This window comes from Rhodococcus mengyinensis, assembly GCF_048381435.1.
Lineage (GTDB): Bacteria > Actinomycetota > Actinomycetes > Mycobacteriales > Mycobacteriaceae > Rhodococcus_F > Rhodococcus_F opacus_D.
This window is the reverse complement of record NZ_JBLWIT010000127.1, coordinates 44496-66590: the sequence shown is the minus strand read 5'-3', so window position 1 is coordinate 66590 and position 22095 is coordinate 44496. Positions and strand designations below refer to the sequence as shown.

Genomic DNA, 22095 nt, shown 5'->3' with positions numbered 1-22095 from the left:
AATCGCACCGATACCGGGGGAGAAGCCGACGCCATGGCTCAACGCAGCAAGTTCGTGAAACCTCAGAGTCGCCGGATCGCGTCCGCACGCGTCGTCGCGGGCAAGCAGATCAGCCCGAACTTCGTCCGCGTCACCATCGCGGGCGAGGAACTCGACTCCGTCAGCCCGATGGGGTTCGACCAGTGGTTCCGGATGTTCATCCCCCAGCGGGGACAGAGCACGCTGCGGCTTCCGACCAGCGCGAGCAACCTCTGGTACGCGCAGTACAAGCTGATGTCCAAGGACACCCGGCCGGTCGTGCGCAACTACACGATCCGCGAGATCCGGGTGGCGGGATCGGGAACGTTCGGCGACAGCACCGAGATCGACATCGACTTCGCCTCGCACGGCGACCTCGGTCCCGCGTCGGCGTGGGCGAACTCGGCCGCGGCCGGTGACGAGGTGGCGATCCTCGACGAGGGGCTGATCTACAACCCGACGCCGGATGCTGAGTGGCAATTGCTCGTCGGTGACGAGAGCGCGCTTCCCGCCATCGTCGGGATCCTGCGGTCGGCGCCGCCGGACCTGCGGGCCGAAGTGTTCGTCGAGATTCCCGATGCCGAAGACGCTCAGGAAGTTTCGGTGGGTGACGGCGTGAACGTGCACTGGCTGGTGCGCGAGGACGCCGATGCCCGTCCGGGAGTGCTCGCGCTGAACACCGTGAAACAGGCGCAGTTGCCGACCGGACCGTCCTACACGTTCGTGGCCGGTGAGAGCGAGCTGACGACGGCGTTGCGGCGCCACCTCGTGAACGAGCGCCACATCCCGAAGGCGAACATCTCGTTCACCGGGTATTGGCGCCACGGCCACGCTGCCAACTGACCACAGGTGAGTGGCACGGCACGCCGGGGCGCGCCGGGCCACTCACCTGGGTTCTCAGTTGGCGTGCTTCTGAACGAGGGCGCCCAGACGCGGAAGTGCCTCGATCACATTCTTCTTCGCCGACGGACGCAGCGACGAGTACACCTTCTTGACAGCACCGCGGTCGCTGCCCTCGATGCGCTCGTCGGTCACGCCGAGGAGCGAGTCCGCGACCTCGTCGCTACGCGCGACCAGGTACTCGGAGAATCCGGCCTCACCACTGGCGATGAAGGCCTGCCAGTACGGCTCGAGCTTGGTGACGAATGCCGGCAGCAGGCCCTCGATGGCGTCCGGCACGATCGACGGTCCCACCTTCTTGACGGCGCCGTATCCACCCTTGAGTGCCAGTCCCGAGGCCCCCGACTTGTCCGAAACCTCCGCGTCGATGAGAGCCTGGACGTCTGCGATGACCGCAGGAACGCGCGACTCGTCGAGCAGGGTTTCGTTCAGAGCTGCAACCACTTTCAATGCCTCCGTATTGACTGAGCGATCAGGTCCGGCCAGACACTATACGAAAAACCGGACTCCGCGTTGTTCGAGCAGGCCATGGCACCGGCGTGCCCGCTCGATCCACCAGCGCGAACGCTCCGCGGACGCGGCGAGGGCCGTGACGCGTTCGACGTCGGGTGCCACCGCTTCGACGGTGAGTTCGCCGTCGACGGGTTCGCGGGAGCGGGCCACGTCCGCCTCGAAGAGGCCCCCGGTACCCAGACCGCACGCGAACTGCAATTCGGGGAGGGCGGCGGCAGCGGCGACACCGGCGGCGATGCCGACCGCGGTGTCCAACGCGCTCGACACGACCACCGGCACACCGTACGAAGACAACTCGTCCGCAAGCGACAGCAGTCGCCGCATACCCCCGAGCGGGGCGACCTTCACGACGGCCACATCGGCACCACCTGCCCGCACGACCTTCAGCGGATCCTCGGCGCGCCGGATGCTCTCGTCGGCGGCCACCCGCACGTCGGGCAACCGCCTGCGAACCTCCACCAGCTCGGGCACGCTCGCGCACGGCTGCTCGGCGTATTCGAGCGGACCGTCGACGGTCAGGGCCCGCAGCGCGGTCTCTGCCTCGTCGACCGACCATCCCCCGTTCGCGTCGACGCGCACGTTCGGAACGAGTGCGCGGACCGCCCGCACCCGCGCGACGTCGTCGTCGAGGGTCTGACCACGTTCGGCCACTTTCACTTTCGCGGTCCGCGCGCCGGGGTATCGCTCGAGCAGGGCGGGCACCCGGGCGGCGTCGACGGCGGGAACGGTGGCGTTGATCGGCACCCGCGTGCGCACCGCGGGCGGCGGCCCCAGCCAGGCGTCCTCGATCGCCGACTGCAACCAGTGCGCCGCCTCGTCGTCCGCGTACTCGGGGAACGGCGCGAACTCACCCCACCCCGCGGGACCGCGCAGCAGCAACGCTTCTCGCGTCGTGATGCCGCGGAACCGCACGCGCATGGGCAGACTCACCACGACGGCGTCGGCCAGGACCTCCTCCACCGAGGGCAGGGACGTCACGACGTCAGGGCTGCCCGGGCAGCAACTGGAGCATCAGGGCCTCGCAGTCGGCGAGCAACGTGTCGTCCTGCATCAACCGTGCGGTGATGAACGTCTTGCGCCCCTCCACGCGGTCGACGCTGCCCTCGACGGTCAGACGCGTGTCGAGCGGTGTGATCGCGCGGTAGTTCACATGCAGGTAGGCGGTGCGGCTGATGGGCCGCCCGTACGCGTGGACGATCATGCCCATCAGGTCGTCGAACAGCAGCGGCAGCGTGCCGCCGTGCGCGGCACCGTTGCCACCGAGGTGGTAGCGCCGGAACATGCCCGCACTACGCACGCCCTCGGGCCCGAACTTCTCGATGTTCCACGGCGGCATGAGGAGACTCCCCCGGCCCGGCAACTCGATCGTGCGGCCCGCCGGCGACCGCCCCTCGGGGACGACGTGCGGTCCGAGCAGTTCGGCCAGCTTCTCCACCTGGTCCGCGGCCTGCGCGAGCACGTCGTCCGGGGCGTCGACCGACACCGCGAGGTCCTGCAACGTGCGCATTCCCTCGACGAACCGCGGCCAGTCCGGGCCGGGTGTCACCGGCTCGTATTTGGGGAACCCGCCGTGGTGCTCGTACTCGTCGTCGCCCTTGCCGTCGAGACGGGTGACGTCGGCAGCCTGTTCGCTCATACCTGCACGGTAAACCCGGGCAAAGTCCTGCGCGCGCGGACACCCGTCAACCGCACCCGATAACCTCGGAGCCGTGACTTTCAACCCGCAGCACTGGCGACCGGTTCCCGGTTTCGAGAACCTGACCGACATCACCTACCACCGGCATGTCACCCAGGGAATCGTCCGGGTGGCGTTCGACCGTCCCGAAGTGCGCAACGCGTTCCGCCCGCACACCGTCGACGAGTTGTACCAGGCGCTCGACCACGCCCGGATGACGTCCGACGTGGGCGCCGTGCTGCTCACCGGCAACGGTCCGAGCCCCAAGGACGAGGGCTGGGCGTTCTGCTCCGGCGGCGACCAGCGCATCCGCGGACGCAGCGGATACCAGTATGCGGAAGGCGAAACCGCGGACACCGTCGACAAGGCCCGCGCCGGACGTCTCCACATCCTCGAGGTTCAGCGCCTGATCCGGTTCATGCCGAAGGTCGTCATCTGCCTCGTCAACGGCTGGGCCGCGGGCGGCGGTCACAGCCTCCACGTGGTCTGCGACCTGACCCTCGCCAGCCGCGAACACGCCCGTTTCAAGCAGACCGACGCCGACGTCGGCAGCTTCGACGGTGGATACGGCAGCGCCTACCTCGCCAAGATGGTCGGCCAGAAGTTCGCCCGCGAGATCTTCTTCCTCGGTGAGACGTACACCGCAGAGGAGATGCACCAGATGGGCGCCGTCAACAAGGTCGTCGACCACGCCGAACTCGAGGATGTGGCAATCGACTGGGCCACCAAGATCAACGGCAAGTCCCCGCAGGCCCAGCGCATGCTCAAGTACGCGTTCAACCTGCAGGACGACGGACTCGTCGGTCAGCAACTGTTCGCCGGCGAGGCAACCCGCATGGCGTACATGACGGACGAGGCCGTCGAGGGCCGCGATTCCTTCCTCGAAAAGCGCGAACCCGACTGGAAGCCGTATCCCTGGTATTTCTGAGCGCCTACGTGTACTCGACCGCCATGCGGTCGATGGTGCCGTTGAACGGGAACGGCGCCCGGTCGTAGTAGTCCAGCGACACCGGGGAACCGAGGCAGGTGCCGACGTCGAGACAGTCGTTGGCTGTGAACAGCAACGGCACACTCACCGGCACCTGCCCCTCCCCGACGACACTGCCGTCGACACAGAGCTTCACGTTCAGCGGGCCACCGGGCCGCGCCTCGATGAACTCCGTGACCACCTGCACCGTGCGGGCGCCCGGCGGGATCGGCACGGTCGAACGAATCTTGGTGCGCATCAGGATGAACAGGTTGTACTCGTAGCAGAGGTAGCCGTCGTCGACGAAGCACGTGAGTCCGCCGGCGTTGCTTCCCAGTGCGTAGAGCACTCCGCTCGGATTCTCCGGCGCGGAGAGGTCGAGGGTGACCCGGTTGTTCTTGTTGCCCAGCGCGGGAGCGCAGAACTCGGGCATCCGGATCGTGTCGCCGGAGAACTCCCAGCTCGTGTACGGCGTCGTGATCCGCTGCTCGGGATGCAGCGCGATGACCCACAGCCCGCCCCCGACGGGGAGCACGTTGTTCTTCGCGGCCTCGATCGCGAACAGTTCCCGCAGTTGCGCCAGCTTCTGCGGATGCTGCTCGGCGAGGTCCCGATTCTGAGTCCAGTCCTCGTCCAGGTTGTAGAGCTCCCACACGTCGTCGTCCGGGCTCCAGTCGCGGATGCCACCGGGCACACCCGCCGCCCAGGGTGCGCGTGGCCCGAACGCGGACGCCATCCATCCGTCGTGGTAGATCGCCCGGCTGCCCATGATCTCGAAATACTGGGTGAGCTTTCCCCCGGTGGCGCCGCGTTCGACGAGCGTCTGCGCGAAGCTGGCGCCGTCCACCGGGTCCTGCGGAACACCGTTCACCGTCCGCGGCGGGGTGATCCCGACGATGTCGTACAGCGTCGGCACCACGTCGTTGCAGTGCAGGAAATGCGTGCGGGGTGTCGGGTCCGGTGTCACCTTCGCCGGCCACCGCACGACCATCGGGTTGCGGGTGCCACCGAGATGGGACGCCAGCAGCTTCATCCCCTTGTAGGGTGCGCTGCCCGCCCACGCCCAGCCCGCGTGATACATGTTGTCGGTCTTCGGCGACCCCAGGACGTCGAGGCCACCGAGTTCCTCGAGGGCCGCGATGTGCTGCGCCGGTGTGGTCGGAATGCCGTTCTGCGCCAACAGTTCACTGATCGTGCCGTTCTGCCCCTCACCCGACGAGCCGTTGTCGCCCCAGATGTACAGGATCAGCGTGTCGTCCCGGTACCCCAGACGGTCCAGCTCGTCGAACAGCCTGCCCACCTGGACGTCACAGTGCTCGGCGTACCCGGCCGCGACCTCCATCAGCCGGCGCTGGAACGGTTTCTCGTCGTCGGGGATGTCGTCCCAGGCGGCCATCGTCGGGTCCCGGTCGGTCAGCTCCGCTTCGGGGGGAATCCATCCCTTCTCCTTCGCCCTCGTGAAGACCCGCTCCCGGTAGGCATCCCAGCCGTCGTCGAACTTCCCGGCGTACTTGTCGGCCCACGGCTTCATGATGTGGTGCGGTCCGTGCAGGCAGCCGCTGGCCCAGTACATGAAGAACGGTTTGTCGGCGTCGAACGCCTTGTGCCTGCGCAGCCAGCCGATGGCGTCGTCCGCGAGATCCTCACTGAGGTGGTAGCCCTGCTCCGGGGTCTTCGGCGGCAGCACCACCGTCGTGTTCCGCACCAGGTTCGGCTCGTACTGCGACGCCTCGCCTGCGAGGAAGCCGTAGAAGTACTCGAACCCGAGACCCGTCGGCCAGTTGTCGAACGGGCCGGCGGCCGTGGTCTCCTCGGCCGGCGTGTTGTGCCATTTCCCGAAAGCGGCAGTGCTGTACCCGTAGTGGCGCAGCACCTCGGGCCCCGTCGCACTCGACCTCGGGATGTGGCCGGAGTAGCCGTCCCAGTCGTTGGCCAGCTCGGCGATCTGCCCGTTGCCGACGCGATGGTGGTTGCGTCCGGTCAGCAGCGACGCCCGGGTCGGCGAACACATTGCGGTCGTATGGAATCGGTTGTACCCGACACCGTCCTGCAACATCGCGTCGAGCGTCGGGGTGTTCACCTCACCGCCGAGACCACTCGGCAGGCCCGGCCCGGCGTCGTCGATGAGGACGATCAGAATGTTCGGGGCGTCGCTGGGGAGCCGCCGCTCCTTCGGAAGTGGGCTGTACACCGACTCCTGCATGGTCCGGCCGGCGATGCTTCCCGACGGCGTCGGCGGGAACGGTAACGATTCGCCACCCGGTATCGGCTCACCTGTCACGCTCGATTTCATGGCCCGGTCCCCTCGTCGTCCGATGCTGTCGATCCAGTCCAGCACCGGGCGGCCGGGCGCGAGTACACCCTCGGAGGGTGAAATACGCGGACGGATTCGTCGCCTCGGCAGGAGAGGGCACGCGAGGTCTCCGATTCGGGCACACTGACCCACATGAGCATCGACCGCGAGCTCCCCGCACCGGAACATCGTCGTCCGCCCGGAGTGAGCGACGACACCGTCGCCGCGCTCGGGAAGTTGTCGGAGGCCCTCGAAACGGTCGAGCGTGCCCGCGGGCACCTCTACTCGTTCCATCAGCTGATCGGACACGCCGACCTTCAGCTCGGCGAAGCCGTCGACGCACTCCGCGACGCGGGACACGCGGCCGTCGCGGACCGGGTGCAGTCCGAACTCGTGGGACGCAACGTCGTCGAGGGCCGATGGACGTTCCAGCTCGTCGAGGAGTTCGACGACCACTACTGGTCGCCGCTGCGCGAGCACGAGCGTGGCGCACGTCACGAACTCGCCGACGGACGGCGACACCTGTTCGAGGCGGAGATGAAGGAAGATCGACGAACACACGGCCGGACGGGGCACGAAGCCCGGCCCGGCGAAGGAGGGTGACGGGTGGAGATCCTCAGCAGCAGGACGATTCTGCGGCCGCGCGACTACACGACGACACTGGGCTTCTACCGCGACATCCTCGGACTCGCGACCGCCCGCGAATACCCCGGTGGCACGGTGTTCTTCGCCGGTCAGGGCCTGATCGAAGTGGCCGCGCACGGCGGAACGGGCGAGTCGTCCTCCTTCGACGGCGCCCTGTGGCTGCAGGTTCGCGACCTCACCGCGGTGCAGACCGAGCTGGTTCTCGCCGGGGTGAAGATCGACCGCGAGGCCCGGCAGGAACCGTGGGGACTGTTCGAGATGTGGATCGCGGACCCCGACGGAATCCCGATCGTTCTGGTGCAGATCCCGGAGGATCACCCCATCCGCCGCGACTCCCGTCCGAAGGGTGAGAACTGACGGAAGGCCATACGCAGGAGTGATCCTGTACACCGGACGTCAGCTGTACATTTTCGGTTGAAATCCGCACAATCTGGGTGTGACCGCAGAGCTCGTAGTTCTCCTGGTGGTGGTCGTCACCGCCCTCGCTTTCGATTTCACGAACGGCTTTCACGACACCGGCAATGCAATGGCAACCTCGATCGCGACGGGAGCTCTGCGACCCAAGGCCGCTGTCGCGCTCTCCGCATCGTTGAATCTGGTCGGCGCGTTCCTGTCCGTGGAGGTGGCGGCGACAGTCGCCAAGGGCGTGGTGAACCTGGGAGAAGTCGGCGGCGAGGATCTGCTGCTCATCGTGTTCGCCGGCCTGGTCGGCGGCATCATCTGGAATCTGGCGACGTGGCTGCTGGGCCTGCCGTCGAGCTCGTCCCACGCACTGTTCGGCGGACTGATCGGTGCGGCCATCGCGTCCATCGGCATGAGCGGTGTCGAGTGGGGCGGCGTGCTCAGCAAGGTCGTCGTTCCCGCCGTCCTCGCCCCGGTGGTCGCAGCGCTGGTCGCCACTGCGGGCACCAAGCTGGTCTACCGGATCACCTCCGGCGTGCCCGAGGACACCAAGGAGCACGGGTTCCGCATCGGCCAGATCGGTTCCGCGTCCCTGGTGTCGCTGGCCCACGGAACCAACGACGCCCAGAAGACGATGGGCGTGATCTTCCTCGCACTCGTCGCGCACGGAAGCCTGTCCGCAGACGACGAGATGCCGTTCTGGGTGAAGCTCAGTTGCGCCATCGCCATCGCGCTCGGCACCTACCTCGGCGGCTGGCGCATCATTCGCACGCTCGGCAAGGGACTCGTCGAGATCGCCGCTCCCCAGGGCATGGCCGCGGAGTCTTCGTCCGCCGCCATCATCCTGACGTCCAGCCACCTCGGACTGCCGCTGTCCACCACGCACGTCGCAACCGGTTCCATCCTCGGCACCGGTCTCGGCCGCAAGGGCGCCGAGGTCCGCTGGGGCATCGCCGGGCGCATGGCCGTCGCGTGGCTGGTCACGCTGCCGTCCGCGGCGATCGTGGGAGCCGTGTGCTGGGTCATCGCCCACATGATCGGCGGTCTGCCCGGTGTTCTCATCGTGTTCGCCGCCCTGATCCTGCTCGCCGGGTTCATGTACCTGCGCTCCCGCCTGCAGCCGGTGACGTCCGGCAACGTGAACGCCGAGTGGGAGTCGGGCGACGCCGACGTTCCCGCCGAACCCACCGAACCGGGTGTGGCCGAGACCGCGGACTCCGCCGGTCCCGCCGCGAACCGCTGAGGGGCTCGCCATGACACTGCTCACCACCACCGTCAACTCGCTCTGGCAGGTCATCCTCGTCGGTCTGCTGTTCGGTGCCGGCCTACCCGCGATCTTCGCGCTCGGACTGCGCTCGCTCGGCGGCACGGACACCGGTGAGGGAGTCTCGCAGCCGACCGTCGCAGGCCGGATCGGCGCCTGGACCTGTTTCGCCGTGGTGCTGATCGCGATCATCACTGGGATACTTCTCTTGATGCAGGGCTTTTTGGCCAGCAGCTTCGGTATCCACATCTTCTGAGCGGCGACCACGAGTCCCGTTCCCTCGACGAAAGAAGCCGAACGCGTGCCCAAGAATTCACTTCGCTCCGTGCTCGACTGGCTACGCGCCGGGTACCCCGAGGGAATCCCGGCGAAAGACCATTTCGCGTTGCTGGCCGTGCTGCGTCGCCGTCTCACCGACGAGGAAATCGAACAGGTCGTCGCGCTGTCCATCGAGACGGCCCACGAGACACCCGAACGCCACGTCGACTACGACAACATCCGCCGCCTCATCAGCGAGATCACCCACGAGGAACCCTCCGAAGAGGACGTCGCCCGGGTGACGGAGAACCTCGAGGCCGGAGGGTGGCCGGTCGGACCCGACGCCGAATGCGGCGACGGTTCCGGCGACGGGGAAGAAACCCGCGACGCAGGCTAGCCATGAGCCTTCCACCGTTTCTCTCCTCCATCATCGGCTGGCTGCGAGCCGGCTACCCCAACGGCGTACCCGAGCAGGACTACATTCCGTTGTTCGCGCTGCTCACCCGCCGTCTGTCGGAAGACGAGGTGGACGCCGTCGCCGACGCCCTCGTCGAGGAGGGCGACATTCCCATCGAGAAGACCGACATCCAGGTGCTCATCACCAAGGTCACCGACGAGTTGCCGCTGGAGTCGGACGTCGACCGGGTGCGCAGCAACCTCGCCGCCGGCGGCTGGCCGCTGGCCGGGCCCGCCCAGTGAGCGAACTGCAGGTCCTGCCCGTCCCGTCCGGTGTCGGGATTCTCGGCCTCCTGCCGCAGCTGTCGGCGATCCTCGACGGAACCGCCCCCGCCGCGCTGCCCGTCCCCGCCGCGGACGAGCGGGAGACCCGGCGACTGACGGACGCACTGCACCCCGGGGAGCCGATCGGCGACGGTGTCGCCCTCGTGGTCGCGACGTCCGGGACGACGGGAGTGCCGAAGGGAGCCATGCTCTCCGCGGCCGCGCTCCGCGCGAGCGGTGACGCGACGCACGCGCGGCTCGGGGGTGCGGGCTCCTGGCTGCTGACCCTTCCCGCCCACCACATCGCGGGCATTCAGGTGTTGCTGCGCAGTGTCCTCGCCGGCACCGAGCCGGTGGTGATCGACGTGGCCGACGGCTTCGACCCCGGTGCACTGCCTGCCGCAGTCGCGTCGATGAGCGGCCCCCGCCGCTACACATCGCTCGTTCCGACCCAGCTGGTCAAGGCCCTCGACCACCCTGACGCCGTGGCGTCGCTGGCCGCACTCGACGCCGTCCTCCTCGGCGGAGCCGCCACCCCCGCCCCCGTCCTACGTCGCGCAACCGACGCCGGCATCACCGTCGTCCGTACGTATGGAATGAGCGAGACGTGCGGTGGATGCGTATACGACGGGGTGCCCCTCGACGGGACCCACGTACGGAACGACGGTGACGGCCGTGTCCTCCTCGGCGGACCCATGCTCGCGTCCGGTTACCGCGGACTCCCCGACCATCCGGCGTTCGCCGAACCCGGCTGGTTCCGCACCGACGACGCCGGCGCAGTCACCGACGGCGTCCTCAGCATCTCCGGCAGGCTCGACGAAGCCATCTCCACCGGCGGTCTCACCGTCGTCCCGCAGGTGGTCGAAGCGGCTCTCGTCGCGCACCCCGGCGTCCGGGAATGCGCGGTGATCGGCCTCCCCGACGAGCGACTGGGGCGCCGCGTCACCGCCGTCGTCGTCGCCGAGCCCGGCACCGAACCGACACTCGCCGAACTCCGCTCCTTCGTCGAACGCACCCTCGACCCCACCGCCGCCCCCCGCGAACTGCACCTCGTCGACACCCTCCCCCTCCGAGGTCCGGGGAAGATCGACCGGCGCGCGCTGGAATCGCAGTTCGGCTAGCGGGTCCGCCCGTCTGCGGAGTTGCACACCGATTCGCCAGATTCCCGGGCAACTGCGTGTGATTCCAGCCATTCGGTGGGCGGGAATGGGTCACCGGCGCCGCGAGCGGGCACACGCGCGCTCGAATCGCGCCTTCACGACGTCGAACCGCCCTAGGTCCGCCCACACCCACCGGATCACCTCGAGGCCCGTGTCGCGTATCGCATCCTCCCGCAACTTCTCCTTCGCCACGATGTCACCCGATTGCCCGGACCCAAATCTGTACTTGCCCATGCCGTCGAACTCGCCGACGACTCCCCAGCGTTCCCAGAAGAAGTCGACGCGGCCGACGAACGCACCTCCGTCGGTGCGCACTTCGTATTGCAGGTCGGGCGCCGGCATCCCACACTCGCGCATCCTGATTCGACTGAGCGACTCACCGGGGCTCTCACTGCGTCCGTCCAGCAGACCCACCGCGCGACGCGCAGCCCCGATGCCTTTCCGGCGCCCGTGACACTCCACCACAGCCTGGACGTCGCCGATCGACACACCGCCTCGATTCAGCGCGGAATCGCCGATCACGACGGCCTGGTCCAGCGATTCCGATCGCGCCACGTCCGCCACGGTCCGGGCGAGCGAGGTCACTGCCACGCCGTCGATCTCGGTGACATCGTCCGGGCCTAGTGGAGCGATGTGAAAGTGCAGTGTCGCGGTCCGTCGGCCGCCCGATCGACGCTCCCGGCTCAGGTGCACCCGATCGAGGTTCACCGCACCGACATCGAGTCCGTGGAGGACGGGAGCGTACGCATGGCTGACCACGACCTCACCCCCGTGCGCCACGACGGCCGCCGCGACCCGGGCTCGGTGCATCCCGAGCGCGTCCAAGGATTCCGAGCTGCCGCTGTGGAGGTAGGCACCCGCTGCCACGGCGACCAGTTGTCCGGTCGTCCTTGCGCGCCGCAGTTCCGGGTCGGTGATTCCGTCGGCCAATGCATGGCGGCGAAAGATCAAGTCCTCTGCTCTCATAGCGAGCATCGTGCACCCTTCTCGACGCCGGCCGTCTTCGCCGACCAGGGAAAACAGCCCACCTGTGGATAACCGACTGGCTGTGGAAATCCAGATCCGCACACCGATTCGCCGGATTCCGCCGCAATAGCCCCTGATTCCCACCAGTGTCTGAATCCGCAGGACAACGGCGTCCGCAAGCCCGTGCAAGAGGCGTGCAAGCCCGCTGCAAGGGGTGGGCTGCATCGTCTACGGCATGAACCTCACTGCAACTCCCCCAGCCATCGAGGCCGACGGGCTCGTGAAGCTCTTCGGCCGTCAGCGCGCCGTCGACGGCGTGAGCCTGTCCGTCCCGACCGGGTCGGTGTACGGAGTGCTCGGCCCGAACGGCGCCGGCAAGACCACGACGGTGCGGATGCTTGCGACGCTGTTGCGTCCGGACGGCGGCGAGGCCCGCATCTTCGGCCACGACGTGGTGCGCGAACCCAACGCGGTGCGCTCGCTGGTCGGTGTCACGGGCCAGTACGCGTCCGTCGACGAGGACCTGTCGGCGGTCGAAAATCTGGTGATCTTCGCCCGACTGCTCGGTCTGAGCCGGGGCGATGCCCGCCGCAAGTGCACGGAACTGCTCGAGGAGTTCGACCTCACCGAGGCGGCGACTAAGCCGCTCAAGAATTTCTCGGGCGGCATGCGTCGACGTCTGGACCTGGCGGCCAGCCTGATCGCCCATCCCCCGCTGCTGTTCCTCGACGAGCCGACGACGGGTCTGGACCCTCGGACGCGCGCCCAGATGTGGGACACCATCCGCAGGCTGGTCGCGGACGGGTCGACGGTGCTGCTCACCACGCAGTACCTCGACGAGGCGGATCAGCTGGCCGATCGGATCGCCGTCATCGACCGCGGAAAGGTGATCGCGGACGGCACGGCCGACGAGTTGAAGGCGTCCGTCGGCGTCTCCTCACTGCAGTTGACCCTGGTCGATCGCGGGCAGACCGACGACGCGCGGTCGGTGATCGCCCACACCCTCGGTGTGGAGGTCGCGATCACCCCGGAGATCGGCCGTCTCACCGCGCCGATGACCGATCCGTCGCTCACTGCGGAACTCCTGATCCGATTGCGCGACCACGGGATCGCCGTCGACGAGATCACCGTCCAGAAGCCGAGTCTCGACGAGGTCTTCCTCACCATCACCGGCCACGGCGCAGACGCCATCGAGGCCGACACCGAACGGAGCGTCGCATGACCACCACCCTCGAATCCCGCACTCACGCGGGCCCCCGACCGATTCCGGAGGCCCGGAACCGGATCAGCCTCGAGCAGTCCGTCGCGAACACGCTGACCATGGCGTACCGGGGACTGCTCAAGATCAAGCACAACCCGGAGCAACTGTTCGACGTCGTCGTCCAGCCGATCATCTTCACGTTGATGTTCACGTACATCTTCGGTGGCGCCATCTCCGGCGACGTGGCGTCGTATCTGCCGATCATCATCCCGGGCATCCTGGTCCAGACGGTGATCACCACGTCGATCGTGACGGGCACCCAGTTGCGGGAAGACATGGACAAGGGCGTCTTCGACCGCTTCAAGTCCCTGCCGATCGCCCGCATCGCGCCGCTGTCCGGTGCGCTCCTCGCCGACGTCGTGCGGTACGGCATCGCCACGACCATCACGTTCGCCGTCGGTATCGCGATGGGGTACCGGCCCGGCGGCGGTGTCGTCGGGGTGGTGTCGGCCGGCGCGCTCGTCATCGTCTGCGCCTTCTCGATCAGCTGGATCTTCGCCCTGATGGGTGTCCTGATGAGCAAAGCGTCGTCGGTGCAGGGCATTTCGATGCTCATCCTGTTCCCGCTGACGTTCATGTCGAACGCGTTCGTGCCCGCCGACACGATGCCGGGCTGGATGCAGGCGTTCGTGAACGTCAACCCCGTGTCGCACGTCGTGACCGCGGTGCGTGAACTCGTCAACGACGGACACTTCGGTGTCCACGTCGTGTGGTCGCTGCTCGGCGCCGCCGTGATCGTCGCGATCATGGCACCGCTGACGGTCCGGACGTACATGCGTAAGGCCTGACACCCGAAGAACGAAGCGAGCCGGTGGACGCGGGGTCCACCGGCTCGCTTCGTCTATTTCTCCAGTTCGGGGGCGTCCGCCTGCAACTCCCCCACCTCGGTCTTGAGGATCCGCATCGACCGGCCCAGGCCGCGGGCGGCGTCCGGAAGTTTCTTCGACCCGAACAACACCACGAGCACGAGCGCGATGATCGCCCAGTGGCTCGGGCTCAGCGCCCCCACTACTGGGGCTCCTCACCGTCGGGGTACACGGCGTCCACCTCGACTTCGACGAGCCAGCCCGCGGCGGGCAGGCTCGCGACCTCGAGCGCGAACCGGCTGGGACGCGCGGAGTTCCGTTCCATCGGCGCGGCCGGTTCCGCGGTGCCGAGCGGGACCAGTTCGGTGTCACCGGTGTCGAGGTTGGTGTTCGCAAAGAACTGCCGGTAGGCGCGGTTCCAGCCGGCGTAGTCGGCGCGGTCGGTGCCGGGGGCGTTGTCGAGGAACACCCGCATGGTCACGACGTCCTCGAGCGTCAGCCCCTGTGCCTCGAGATTGTCGCGAATCCGCTTCAGCGCGTTGATGCCCTGCGCTTCGGTGATCGTGACTCCGGCCGGGAGTGCGCCGCCCGCAAACACGTCGGTGTCGATGTACGACTCGGGGGTGCCCTCGGGTGCGGCCTTGTTGGACGCGCCCGGGCCGATGCCGCTCGACTTGTAGACGGCGGTGCCTCCACCGATGGCCACACCCTGCGCGATCATCGGATTCGCCTCGCCGGCTTCGAGAACGGACTTCGACACGAACGTGCTTCCGGGCGCTTCCGCCGCCGCCTCCTCGGAGGAGCACGACGTCGCCCCGGCGATCAGAGCGGACGCTGCGAGCGCGGCGGTCACGGCCTTGGTACGAAAAGACTTCACAGTTCACAACTCCTTGTTCGAGGGGAAGGTCAGGCTTCCTGGGCCACGCGCTCGTGGATGTGGGTGACGACGTCGCGGGCGGACGTCAGGGCGCCGTGCTGCCACGCGATCGCGTTGGACAGGTGGTCGCCGGCGAAGTAGATCTTGTCGACGGGTTCGAGCAGCTTCTCGTACTCGGGAGTGGCCGCCCCGCCGTGCGAGCCGCCGCTGCCCGCCCAGTTGGCCCAGGCACTCTCGGAGTACTTGGTGCGCCGCCAGCTGCCTGAGAACGACGAGGAGATGTCGCGGGTGTACTTCTCGCCGTGGATCTCCGAGCCCTCCGCGATCGCCTTGGCGAGCCGCTGGCGGTGGGTGAGGGACTCGAACGCTTCCTGACGCTTGCCGCTGCTGTAGTAGGCGACGACCACACCCCGGTCGGAGTTGTAGTGGTCGTACGGGAACATGATCTGCGAGATGTCCTTGTCGGTGTTGGATGCGCCGCCGTAGATGCGGTCCTCCGTCTCCCACCACCGGCGCGAGTACTCGATGCCGAGCTTTCCGGACGACGACGGCTTGGCCGCCTTCAGCGCGGTGAGCACGTCGGCGGGCAGATTGTTCTGCAGTCGTCCGACGAGGTGCGGCGGGATGGTGCAGATCGCGTAGTCGGCGGTGATCGACTTCTTCGCGCCGCCGGCGGTGTATTCGACGGTGACGCCCTCGGACACGTTCTTCATCGACGTCACCTCGGCGCCGAAGACGATGTTGTCGGTGCCGATCCGGTCCTGGAACGCGTAGTAGATCCGGTCCATGCCGCCGACCGGGGTGAACATCATCATCGCCTGGTCGTAGCCGAAGTCGAAGCTGAAGTTGCGGCCGATGCCGCTGCGGATCACTTCCTGCATCGCGAACGGCTTCTTCTCGGTGCCGAAGTTCAGGCCGGCCCCGGGTTCGGAATCGTATCCGCGACGGGAGGATCCGAGGTAGCGTCCGTCGTCGGACAGGTCACCGAAGTCGCTGAGGAACTCCGACAGCGCGTCCTTGTCCTCCCGGCTCAGCACCTGGTCCAGGGCGCCCTGATCGGTGGCCTTCTTCAGCAGCTCCGACATGTAGCCGAACGTGTCGGCCTTCGCGGCCCGGTAGGTGACGGACTGGCCCGACAGCGACGTGTCGCTCTGATAGTTCACGAACGTGTTGGCGTTCTGGTTTCCGAAACCCTGGATCTCGACGCCGAGTTCGCGGCAGTAGTCGAGCGTGATGTGGCTCTGCGGGATGCGGGTGGCGCCGACGTTGTAGAAGTGCCCCTCCGAGAACGTGCATTTCTGCGTCTCGCCGTTCAGGTCGGTCTCCTCGGTGCCGCCCCGGGCGGTCCAGACGCGGCCACCGGGCCGGGTGCGGGCCTCGAGGACCGTCACCGTGTACCCGGCCTTCTGCAGTTCGAACGCCGAACACAGGCCGGCGGGGCCGCCGCCGAGCACGACCACGGAGTGGCTGCCCTTCACCTTCCCGATCAGGTCGCCGGCCGCGAGCGGCTGGAACGCGCGGGCGGGAGCGGCGGTCGACGGTGCGAGCCCGAGCGTCGACATCGCGCCGTACGCGAGTCCCGCGCCCCCGGTGGCCCCGAGGCCCTTCATGAAAGATCTACGTGTGAATGCCAATTCGCGCTCCCATTCTTGCGCCCGGCGACCCGGGTAACTTGTCCGGATTCATCCTGGGAGGAACGCGAGTCGGGAAGTTGTCGGCGGCGAAACAGTCTGAGGCCGGCGAGCGAGAACGGACGCGGGCCGTTCTCACTCCCGAAGCGGAGTTCGACCCGAAACCGAAACTTTTCGGCAACACGACCCGGCTAGTTTCACGCGCATGTCAGCCCTTTCCGACGCCATCGCGCGTTCGTTCGCCACCGGCGAGCCCGAACGTCAGGCCGTGTCGCCGCTGCGTGCGCTGGGCCGGCGGCAGTTGTCGGGCTTCGAGGTTCTCGCCCAGTCGGTGGCCACGACGGCTCCGGCGGTGTCGATGGTGGTCCTGCCCGTCACCATGTTCACCCACCAGATGCTGCTGAGCGGTCTGATCACGATCGTCGTCGCCACGGTGGTGGTGTCCCTGATCGCGGTGTGTGTCTCGCAGTTCACGCGACGCATGGCGGCCGCGGGCGGCCTCTACAGTTTCGTGTTCCAAGGCCTCGGCACGCGTGCCGCGCTGACCGCCGGGGTCGCCATGCTGACCAAGTACGTGGGCAGTGCGGTGATGACGCTGTACCACGGTGGCCAGGCCGTGATCGCGACGCTCGGCTTCTTCGGGCTGGAATTGCGCGAACCCGCCGAACGTCTCGTCGTGTACGCCGGGATCGCGATCGTGATCCTCGGCTGCCTGGTCCGCGGGGTGCGGTTCGCGGCCCTCGCCATCCTCGCCGTCGAATCGTGCTCGTTGCTGTTCATCGTCGGTCTGATGATCGTGACCGGTGCGGGCGGCCAGCACGCCGCGGTGCCGCCGTCCGATTCCGCGTACGGGCCACTGCTCATGACGCTGGCCGCGGTGTTCGCCCTGGCCGGCTTCGAGAGCGCCACGTTTTTCGGTCCGGAGGCCAAGCGCCCGCTCGCCACCGTCACCCGCACCGTGATGCTCACGCCGATGATCTGCGGCGGCCTGTTCATCTTCTCGGCGTGGGCCGCGTGGTCCGGTCGCACGGATACCCTGGTCAATGCGTATCTGCACGGCACCGGCACCGGGGTCGCCCCGGCCGTGGTGATCGCCCTGAACCTCGGGTTGGGCACGTCGTGGCTGGCGTCGGCGATGGCGTCGTCGAATGCCGCGTCGCGCCTGCTGTATTCGATGGGGATCGAACGAGTCGTGCCGCGTCTGTTCGCCCGGGTGCACCGGAGCTACCGCACCCCGTACGCGGCGCTGGCGGTCATCGTGTGCGCCGTGTGTGTCGGTGCCGCGACATTCGCCGTCGTCGGCAAGTCGACCGGATTTTCTCACGTGCAGTTGATCGCCAGGACCGCGGTGGTCGCGGCGTACGTGCTGGTCGCCGTGGCGTCGGTGCGGTTCCTCAGCCGCATCGGGGAACACACCCCTCTCGTCCTGTCGGCGGGAGTCGCGGGCAGCGCCGCCGGCGGAATCGTCCTGGCCTACATGCTGTTCGTGAACGTGGCCCACGGCTTCGCGATGGTCCCCACCGTGGTGCTGACCCTGTTGCTGTCGGGTTCGGCGTGGCAGCTGTACCTGCGATGGCGCCACCCGGCGAGTCTGCGGTCGATGGGTGTGTTCGACACGGCGGAAACGGATGATGTGCTGCCGGGAGCCGGGGTGTTCGCCACGGACGCCGCCGGAAACCTCGCGTTGACGGCGGCTGGACGTACCCCCGGGTCCCGGTGATGGGCGCCCGAGCCGGGGAGATCGCGGGCCACGAACCACGCGCCGTGCAGAAGGCACTCGCCCTGCTCGAGGCCGTGGCTCAGCTCGGGTCCGGGGCGACCGCGCGAGACATCGCCGCACACGCGGGGATCCCCCAGGCCACGGCGTACCGGCTGCTCAATCTCCTGACCGCCGACGGCTATCTGGTGCGGATCGCCGACCTGTCCGGGTTCGCACTGGGCCGCAGGACCAGACAGCTCGCGGGGGCGGAGGCGGCACCGGACCCGGTCGACCACCACGCCGTGCTCGAGGAACTGCGGGGGCAGGTGCGTTTCGGGATCCATCTGGCGTCGTTCACCGGCGGCCGGGTGCGACTGATCGACCGGGACCCCGACCACGAACTCAGCGGCGAGAACACGATCGCCGCGCACCTACACGCGTCCGCCATCGGCAAGATCCTCCTCGCGTCCCGTCCGGACCTGGTGCCGCCGAGTCTGCGCCGGGTCACGTCGCGGACCGTCACCGACATCGCCGCGCTGCGGGGCGAACTCGACGCCGTCCGTCACACCGGCTCGGCCCGAGAGGTCGACGAGGTGCGGGTGGGCCGCAGCGCCGTCGCCGTCCCGGTGCACGATGCGCAGAACGCGGTGGTTGGATGCCTTGCGGCGATCGGCAAGACCGGACGCCTGGCCGTCGACGATCCCGAACTCACCGACCTCCTACGATCGTGTGCGGCCCGGGTGAGCGGCCGGGTCCCTGCCTGAGGCCGGCACTCACCTCGAACCGGCGAGCATGTCCAGGATTTCGGCGCGCACCGCGCGACGCGACCAGCCGCCGAACCGCTTCTGCGCCGCCTCCCAGCGGTCCTCCCCCACGCGCTCGACTGCGAACGCGACGTGCCGGGGGTGTCGCAGCGACGCGATGTCCTGCCGGGCCCGGGCCCGGACCGACAACGCCAGCAGGGCGAGGCCCCGATCCTGGTCACCGGCAGCGAGTTCGAAGCACCCCACACCGGCCGCAACGGTTCCGGTGACCGGCAGATCCTGGTAGGCATCCTGTCCCAGCCTCGACAGCGCCGCCTCCGCGAGCTTCGGCACGAACTCCATCATCATCTCCGACCGGCCGTGCAGTACATGTGCGCACACCACCGACGCCGCCAGCATCATTCCGAACGGGTCGGCGTACGGCTCGGACAGCATCCGGGGATACACCATGTCCAGCGCCTCACGGTAACGGGCGAGTCCGCGTTCGACGTCGCCGTCCGCGAGATCGATTTCCGCGAGACTGCCGGTGGCGGCGGCCCGCCATTCGTCCGGCTGGTGGTCGTCGGTCCCGGTGCCCGCACCGCGATGCTCGAGTACCGTCTCGGCCAGCACCTTCCGGCCGGCCTCCACGTCACCGGCGGCGATCAGCGCGGAGGCCTGGAAGCCCCACAGCTGATCCGCCTCCTCCTGCGCACCCAGCTTCCGCATGCCCTCGACAGCATCCTGATAGTGCCGCACCGCGTCCCGGTACTCACCGGACTGGCTCTGCAGTGAACCGAGGAACTGCGACGCCATCGCCGTGCCCCACACGTCACCGATCGCCCCGCACAGTCCGGACACGGTCGTGGCATCCTTCATCGCGCCGCGGAAGTCGCCGAGGTTCTCCCGCATGCTGGCCCGCGCGGAGAGGGCGGCCGCGCGGGTCTCCGGATCCTCGGACCGCACGCCTTCCGCGACGATCCTCGCCAGCCGCCGACCCGAACCCAGCGACAGGATGAGCCGCACCGCGAACCCGGTGACCGACGGTAGGTCGGGGCGCTCCCGGAGCACGTGACGCAGCCGGATCCGGGCACGGGCGAGCGTGCGTGTCTGGCCACCGAACACCAGGTGCATCGCCGCGAGCAGGAAGGTGTACGCCACCAATTCCGAACCGACGTCCGTCAGGTCGGCGTCCGCCGTCGACCCGAGAATCCGCGGGGTCCAGTTCATCACTTCCGAGTGCGCACCCCGGATGGCCCACAGGCCGCCCAGCACCGGGAACACGGTCGCCACCGTCTCGGCGTCGTCGCGCTCGACCGCCCACCGCAGGACCGCGAGCAAGTTGTCGTGGTCGGCGTCGATGTCGTCCGCGAGCGCAACCTGGTCGGCGCGGCACCGGCGGAGCGCCTCGGACGCGAACTGACTTGCCCAGACTCCTTGGCGAGCAAACACTTCCGTCCCCTCGCCGGCCGCCGCGAGCTGTTCCTCGCCATACTCGCGCACCGTCTCGAGCATGTAGTAGCGCAGCGTGTCCGACGTCTCCGATACGGACAGCAGGGATTGGTTGACGAGGCCCTCGACGGCGTCCACGACATCGTCGACGCCGTCCCACTCCGCGATCGTCCGGGCGGCGTCGAGGGTGAACCCGGCCGGGAACCGGCAGAGTCTGCGCAGCGCGATCTGCTGCTGCTCACCCAGAAGCTGCCAGCTCCAGTCGATGACGGCGTGCAGGGTGCGGTGCCGCTCGGGCGACGTCGGGTCGTGGGATCGCAGTAGCGCGAACCGGTGCTCGAGCCGTCGGCCGATGTCCTCGACGCTCGTGCTGCGCACCCGGGCGGCGGCCAGTTCGATCGCGAGCGGGAGACCGTCGAGGGTGCGGCAGACGCTGCGCACCGTCTCCGGGTCGAGGCGCGCGGTGGGCCGCACGGCGCGAGCCCGCGCCGTGAACAGTTGCACGGCGGGCGCATCGTCGTCGTCGATCGCGAGCGGCGGCAGCGGGTACACGGCCTCGGACGCGAGCATGAGGGGTGACCGGCTGGTGGCGAGGACGGTCAGCTGGTCGCCGGCCGCCACCAGGTCGGCCACGACCTCGGAGCACGCGCCGATGACGTGCTCACAGTTGTCGAGGATCAGGAGCATCGGCCCCGCCGACAGCGCTTCCCGGAGCCGTTCCCGCGCCGAGTGGACGCGGCTGACGGTGAGCCGGCCCGGCGCGATGTCGACCTCGCTGAGCCCGAGCGTGCTGCTGATCGCCGCGACGACGTCCTCGCTGCTGCGCAGCGACGCGAGTTCCACCAGGGCCACCGACGTCCCCGTGGCTGCCCGCGCACCCAGTTCGTGCGCGAGTCGCGTCTTGCCGGCACCGCCGGGCCCCAGGATGGTCACCACGCGCGAGGACGTGAGCGACCGCTCGATCTCGGCGATGTCCGAGTCGCGTCCCAGGAGGGCGTTGGGTGCCGCGCGGAGCCCGATCGCCGTCCGATCCGGCGACACGAGGGGCGGAGCCGCCACGGCACCGGGACGTCCGCCGCGCAGGATCTCGGTGTGCAGAGCGACGAGCGCGGGCGACGGATCGGCCCCCAACCGGGACACCATCCGCTTGCGGAAGGTCGCGAACACGTCCAGCGCCTCGTTGTCCCGCCCGAGCCCGGCGAGCGCCCGCATCAGGTGCGCGTGCCCCTGCTCGTCCAGAGGTTCGGCGGCGACGTGGGCCAGCGCCTTCGGGAGGGCGGCGTCCCAGTCTTCGACCGCCACCAGCGCCGCCAGTTCCGCGGCCTCGAGTTGCCCCCGGATCCCTGCGGCATCGGCGGCGAGTTCCGTTGCGGCGGCACCGCCGGGAAGGTCCGCGCCCGGGTCGCCCCGCCACAACGCGAGGGCATCGCGGATCTCGTCCGGCCCGGCGCTGCGACCGTTCCCCCGGCCCTGCAGCCGGCGTACCACGTCCTCCGCGCGCGCCAGATCGACGGCATCCCTGGGCACCGCCAGCCGGTACCCGGCCGGGCCGATCTCCAGCGCTCCGTCCGGCAACGCCGCGCGCAGACGGGAGACCTGCGTGTGCAACGCATTCATCGGGGACCGCGGCGGATCCTCGCCCCACACCTCGTCGATGAGGGCCTGCGCCGACCGGCTCCGGCCGGGATCGCGGGCGAGAGCGACCAGCAGGCTGCGCGCGCGGGTGCCGGGCAGCGGCGCGAGCACGCCCGATCGCCACGTCGATATTTCACCCAACAACGCGACCTGGATCGGTGTGCTTGCCGGTGCGACTCTCTCGTCCACGCTCATGTGCTGGTCCACCGC

Annotated in this window: 22 protein-coding genes; 13 read left to right on the top strand and 9 right to left on the bottom strand. The window is 68.6% G+C overall.

What is annotated here, in order from left to right:
- The first annotated feature begins 33 nt into the window (after positions 1-33).
- The gene (locus ACNJ7E_RS29600; protein ID WP_283352872.1) at positions 34-861 is read left to right on the top strand and encodes a siderophore-interacting protein; all 828 of its coding nucleotides are present in this window, start codon (positions 34-36) and stop codon (positions 859-861) included.
- 54 nt (positions 862-915) lie between these two features.
- On the opposite strand, the gene ACNJ7E_RS29595 is transcribed toward ACNJ7E_RS29600, so the two are convergent.
- Genes ACNJ7E_RS29595 through ACNJ7E_RS29585 form a run of 3 tightly spaced genes read right to left on the bottom strand, consistent with a single transcriptional unit; the run spans position 916 to position 3067 of the window.
- Complete coding sequence (locus tag ACNJ7E_RS29595; RefSeq protein ID WP_283331045.1) at positions 916-1362, bottom strand: DUF6918 family protein; 447 nt, start codon at positions 1360-1362, stop codon at positions 916-918.
- Positions 1363-1407: 45 nt separating this feature from the next.
- Complete coding sequence (locus ACNJ7E_RS29590; protein ID WP_418341630.1) at positions 1408-2409, bottom strand: o-succinylbenzoate synthase; 1002 nt, start codon at positions 2407-2409, stop codon at positions 1408-1410.
- A gap of 4 nt (positions 2410-2413) precedes the next feature.
- Positions 2414-3067 carry a PaaI family thioesterase gene (locus tag ACNJ7E_RS29585; RefSeq protein WP_005258299.1) on the bottom strand — a complete coding sequence of 218 codons (654 nt, stop codon included), beginning with the start codon at positions 3065-3067 and terminating at the stop codon, positions 2414-2416.
- A gap of 73 nt (positions 3068-3140) precedes the next feature.
- Between ACNJ7E_RS29585 and ACNJ7E_RS29580 the strand changes: the two genes are divergently transcribed.
- Positions 3141-4034 (top strand): 1,4-dihydroxy-2-naphthoyl-CoA synthase, encoded by an 894-nt coding sequence (locus ACNJ7E_RS29580; protein ID WP_005252069.1) that lies wholly within the window; start codon positions 3141-3143, stop codon positions 4032-4034.
- A gap of 4 nt (positions 4035-4038) precedes the next feature.
- Here the strand turns inward: ACNJ7E_RS29580 and ACNJ7E_RS29575 are convergent, their stop codons facing one another.
- Positions 4039-6366, bottom strand: coding sequence for an arylsulfatase (locus ACNJ7E_RS29575; protein ID WP_418341629.1), 2328 nt, complete (start codon positions 6364-6366; stop codon positions 4039-4041).
- Between the two features lie 153 nt (positions 6367-6519).
- On the opposite strand from ACNJ7E_RS29575, the gene ACNJ7E_RS29570 reads away from it, so the two are divergent.
- The 7 genes from ACNJ7E_RS29570 (at position 6520) to menE (ending at position 10776) form a co-directional block, all read left to right on the top strand.
- On the top strand, positions 6520-6969 hold the full coding sequence (locus ACNJ7E_RS29570) for a hypothetical protein (protein ID WP_037233459.1): 450 nt from the start codon (positions 6520-6522) through the stop codon (positions 6967-6969).
- A 3-nt stretch (positions 6970-6972) separates the two neighbouring features.
- Positions 6973-7368 carry a VOC family protein gene (locus ACNJ7E_RS29565; protein WP_005258305.1) on the top strand — a complete coding sequence of 132 codons (396 nt, stop codon included), beginning with the start codon at positions 6973-6975 and terminating at the stop codon, positions 7366-7368.
- Positions 7369-7447: 79 nt separating this feature from the next.
- Entirely contained in the window at positions 7448-8656 is a 1209-nt protein-coding gene (locus tag ACNJ7E_RS29560; RefSeq protein ID WP_280779913.1) for an inorganic phosphate transporter, read from the top strand.
- 10 nt (positions 8657-8666) lie between these two features.
- Entirely contained in the window at positions 8667-8933 is a 267-nt protein-coding gene (locus tag ACNJ7E_RS29555) for a hypothetical protein (protein WP_280779912.1), read from the top strand.
- A gap of 45 nt (positions 8934-8978) precedes the next feature.
- Positions 8979-9332: a DUF3349 domain-containing protein gene (locus ACNJ7E_RS29550; RefSeq protein ID WP_105415925.1), complete on the top strand. Its 354-nt coding sequence runs from the start codon at positions 8979-8981 to the stop codon at positions 9330-9332.
- Positions 9333-9334: 2 nt separating this feature from the next.
- Positions 9335-9634: a DUF3349 domain-containing protein gene (locus tag ACNJ7E_RS29545; RefSeq protein WP_009474690.1), complete on the top strand. Its 300-nt coding sequence runs from the start codon at positions 9335-9337 to the stop codon at positions 9632-9634.
- On the top strand, positions 9631-10776 hold the full coding sequence (gene menE / locus ACNJ7E_RS29540) for an o-succinylbenzoate--CoA ligase (protein ID WP_418341628.1): 1146 nt from the start codon (positions 9631-9633) through the stop codon (positions 10774-10776). Before ACNJ7E_RS29545 ends, menE begins: the two co-directional genes overlap by 4 nt.
- Before the next feature lie 90 nt (positions 10777-10866).
- On the opposite strand, the gene ACNJ7E_RS29535 is transcribed toward menE, so the two are convergent.
- A complete protein-coding gene (locus tag ACNJ7E_RS29535; RefSeq protein ID WP_418341627.1) occupies positions 10867-11781 on the bottom strand; it encodes a hypothetical protein in 915 nt (304 codons plus the stop codon).
- A gap of 235 nt (positions 11782-12016) precedes the next feature.
- Here ACNJ7E_RS29535 and ACNJ7E_RS29530 point away from each other — a divergent pair, with 235 nt between their 5' ends.
- A complete protein-coding gene (locus tag ACNJ7E_RS29530) occupies positions 12017-13003 on the top strand; it encodes an ATP-binding cassette domain-containing protein (RefSeq protein ID WP_418341626.1) in 987 nt (328 codons plus the stop codon).
- A complete protein-coding gene (locus ACNJ7E_RS29525; protein ID WP_280779908.1) occupies positions 13000-13830 on the top strand; it encodes an ABC transporter permease in 831 nt (276 codons plus the stop codon). Before ACNJ7E_RS29530 ends, ACNJ7E_RS29525 begins: the two co-directional genes overlap by 4 nt.
- Positions 13831-13883: 53 nt before the next feature.
- On the opposite strand, the gene tatA is transcribed toward ACNJ7E_RS29525, so the two are convergent.
- Genes tatA through ACNJ7E_RS29510 form a run of 3 tightly spaced genes read right to left on the bottom strand, consistent with a single transcriptional unit; the run spans position 13884 to position 16335 of the window.
- Complete coding sequence (tatA, locus tag ACNJ7E_RS29520; RefSeq protein WP_418341625.1) at positions 13884-14051, bottom strand: Sec-independent protein translocase subunit TatA; 168 nt, start codon at positions 14049-14051, stop codon at positions 13884-13886.
- Positions 14051-14725, bottom strand: a complete 675-nt coding sequence (locus ACNJ7E_RS29515; RefSeq protein WP_164065572.1) for a Rid family hydrolase — start codon at positions 14723-14725, stop codon at positions 14051-14053. The genes tatA and ACNJ7E_RS29515 overlap by 1 nt, the downstream gene beginning before the upstream one ends.
- 29 nt (positions 14726-14754) lie before the next feature.
- Positions 14755-16335 carry a flavin monoamine oxidase family protein gene (locus tag ACNJ7E_RS29510; RefSeq protein ID WP_009474696.1) on the bottom strand — a complete coding sequence of 527 codons (1581 nt, stop codon included), beginning with the start codon at positions 16333-16335 and terminating at the stop codon, positions 14755-14757.
- A 226-nt stretch (positions 16336-16561) separates the two neighbouring features.
- Between ACNJ7E_RS29510 and ACNJ7E_RS29505 the strand changes: the two genes are divergently transcribed.
- Positions 16562-18076, top strand: a complete 1515-nt coding sequence (locus ACNJ7E_RS29505) for an APC family permease (RefSeq protein WP_280779906.1) — start codon at positions 16562-16564, stop codon at positions 18074-18076.
- Positions 18076-18819, top strand: a complete 744-nt coding sequence (locus ACNJ7E_RS29500; protein ID WP_280779905.1) for an IclR family transcriptional regulator — start codon at positions 18076-18078, stop codon at positions 18817-18819. The genes ACNJ7E_RS29505 and ACNJ7E_RS29500 overlap by 1 nt, the downstream gene beginning before the upstream one ends.
- Positions 18820-18828: 9 nt before the next feature.
- Here ACNJ7E_RS29500 and ACNJ7E_RS29495 read toward each other — a convergent pair whose 3' ends face one another.
- Positions 18829-22080 carry an AfsR/SARP family transcriptional regulator gene (locus ACNJ7E_RS29495; protein ID WP_418341624.1) on the bottom strand — a complete coding sequence of 1084 codons (3252 nt, stop codon included), beginning with the start codon at positions 22078-22080 and terminating at the stop codon, positions 18829-18831.
- Between the last annotated feature and the right edge of the window lie 15 nt (positions 22081-22095).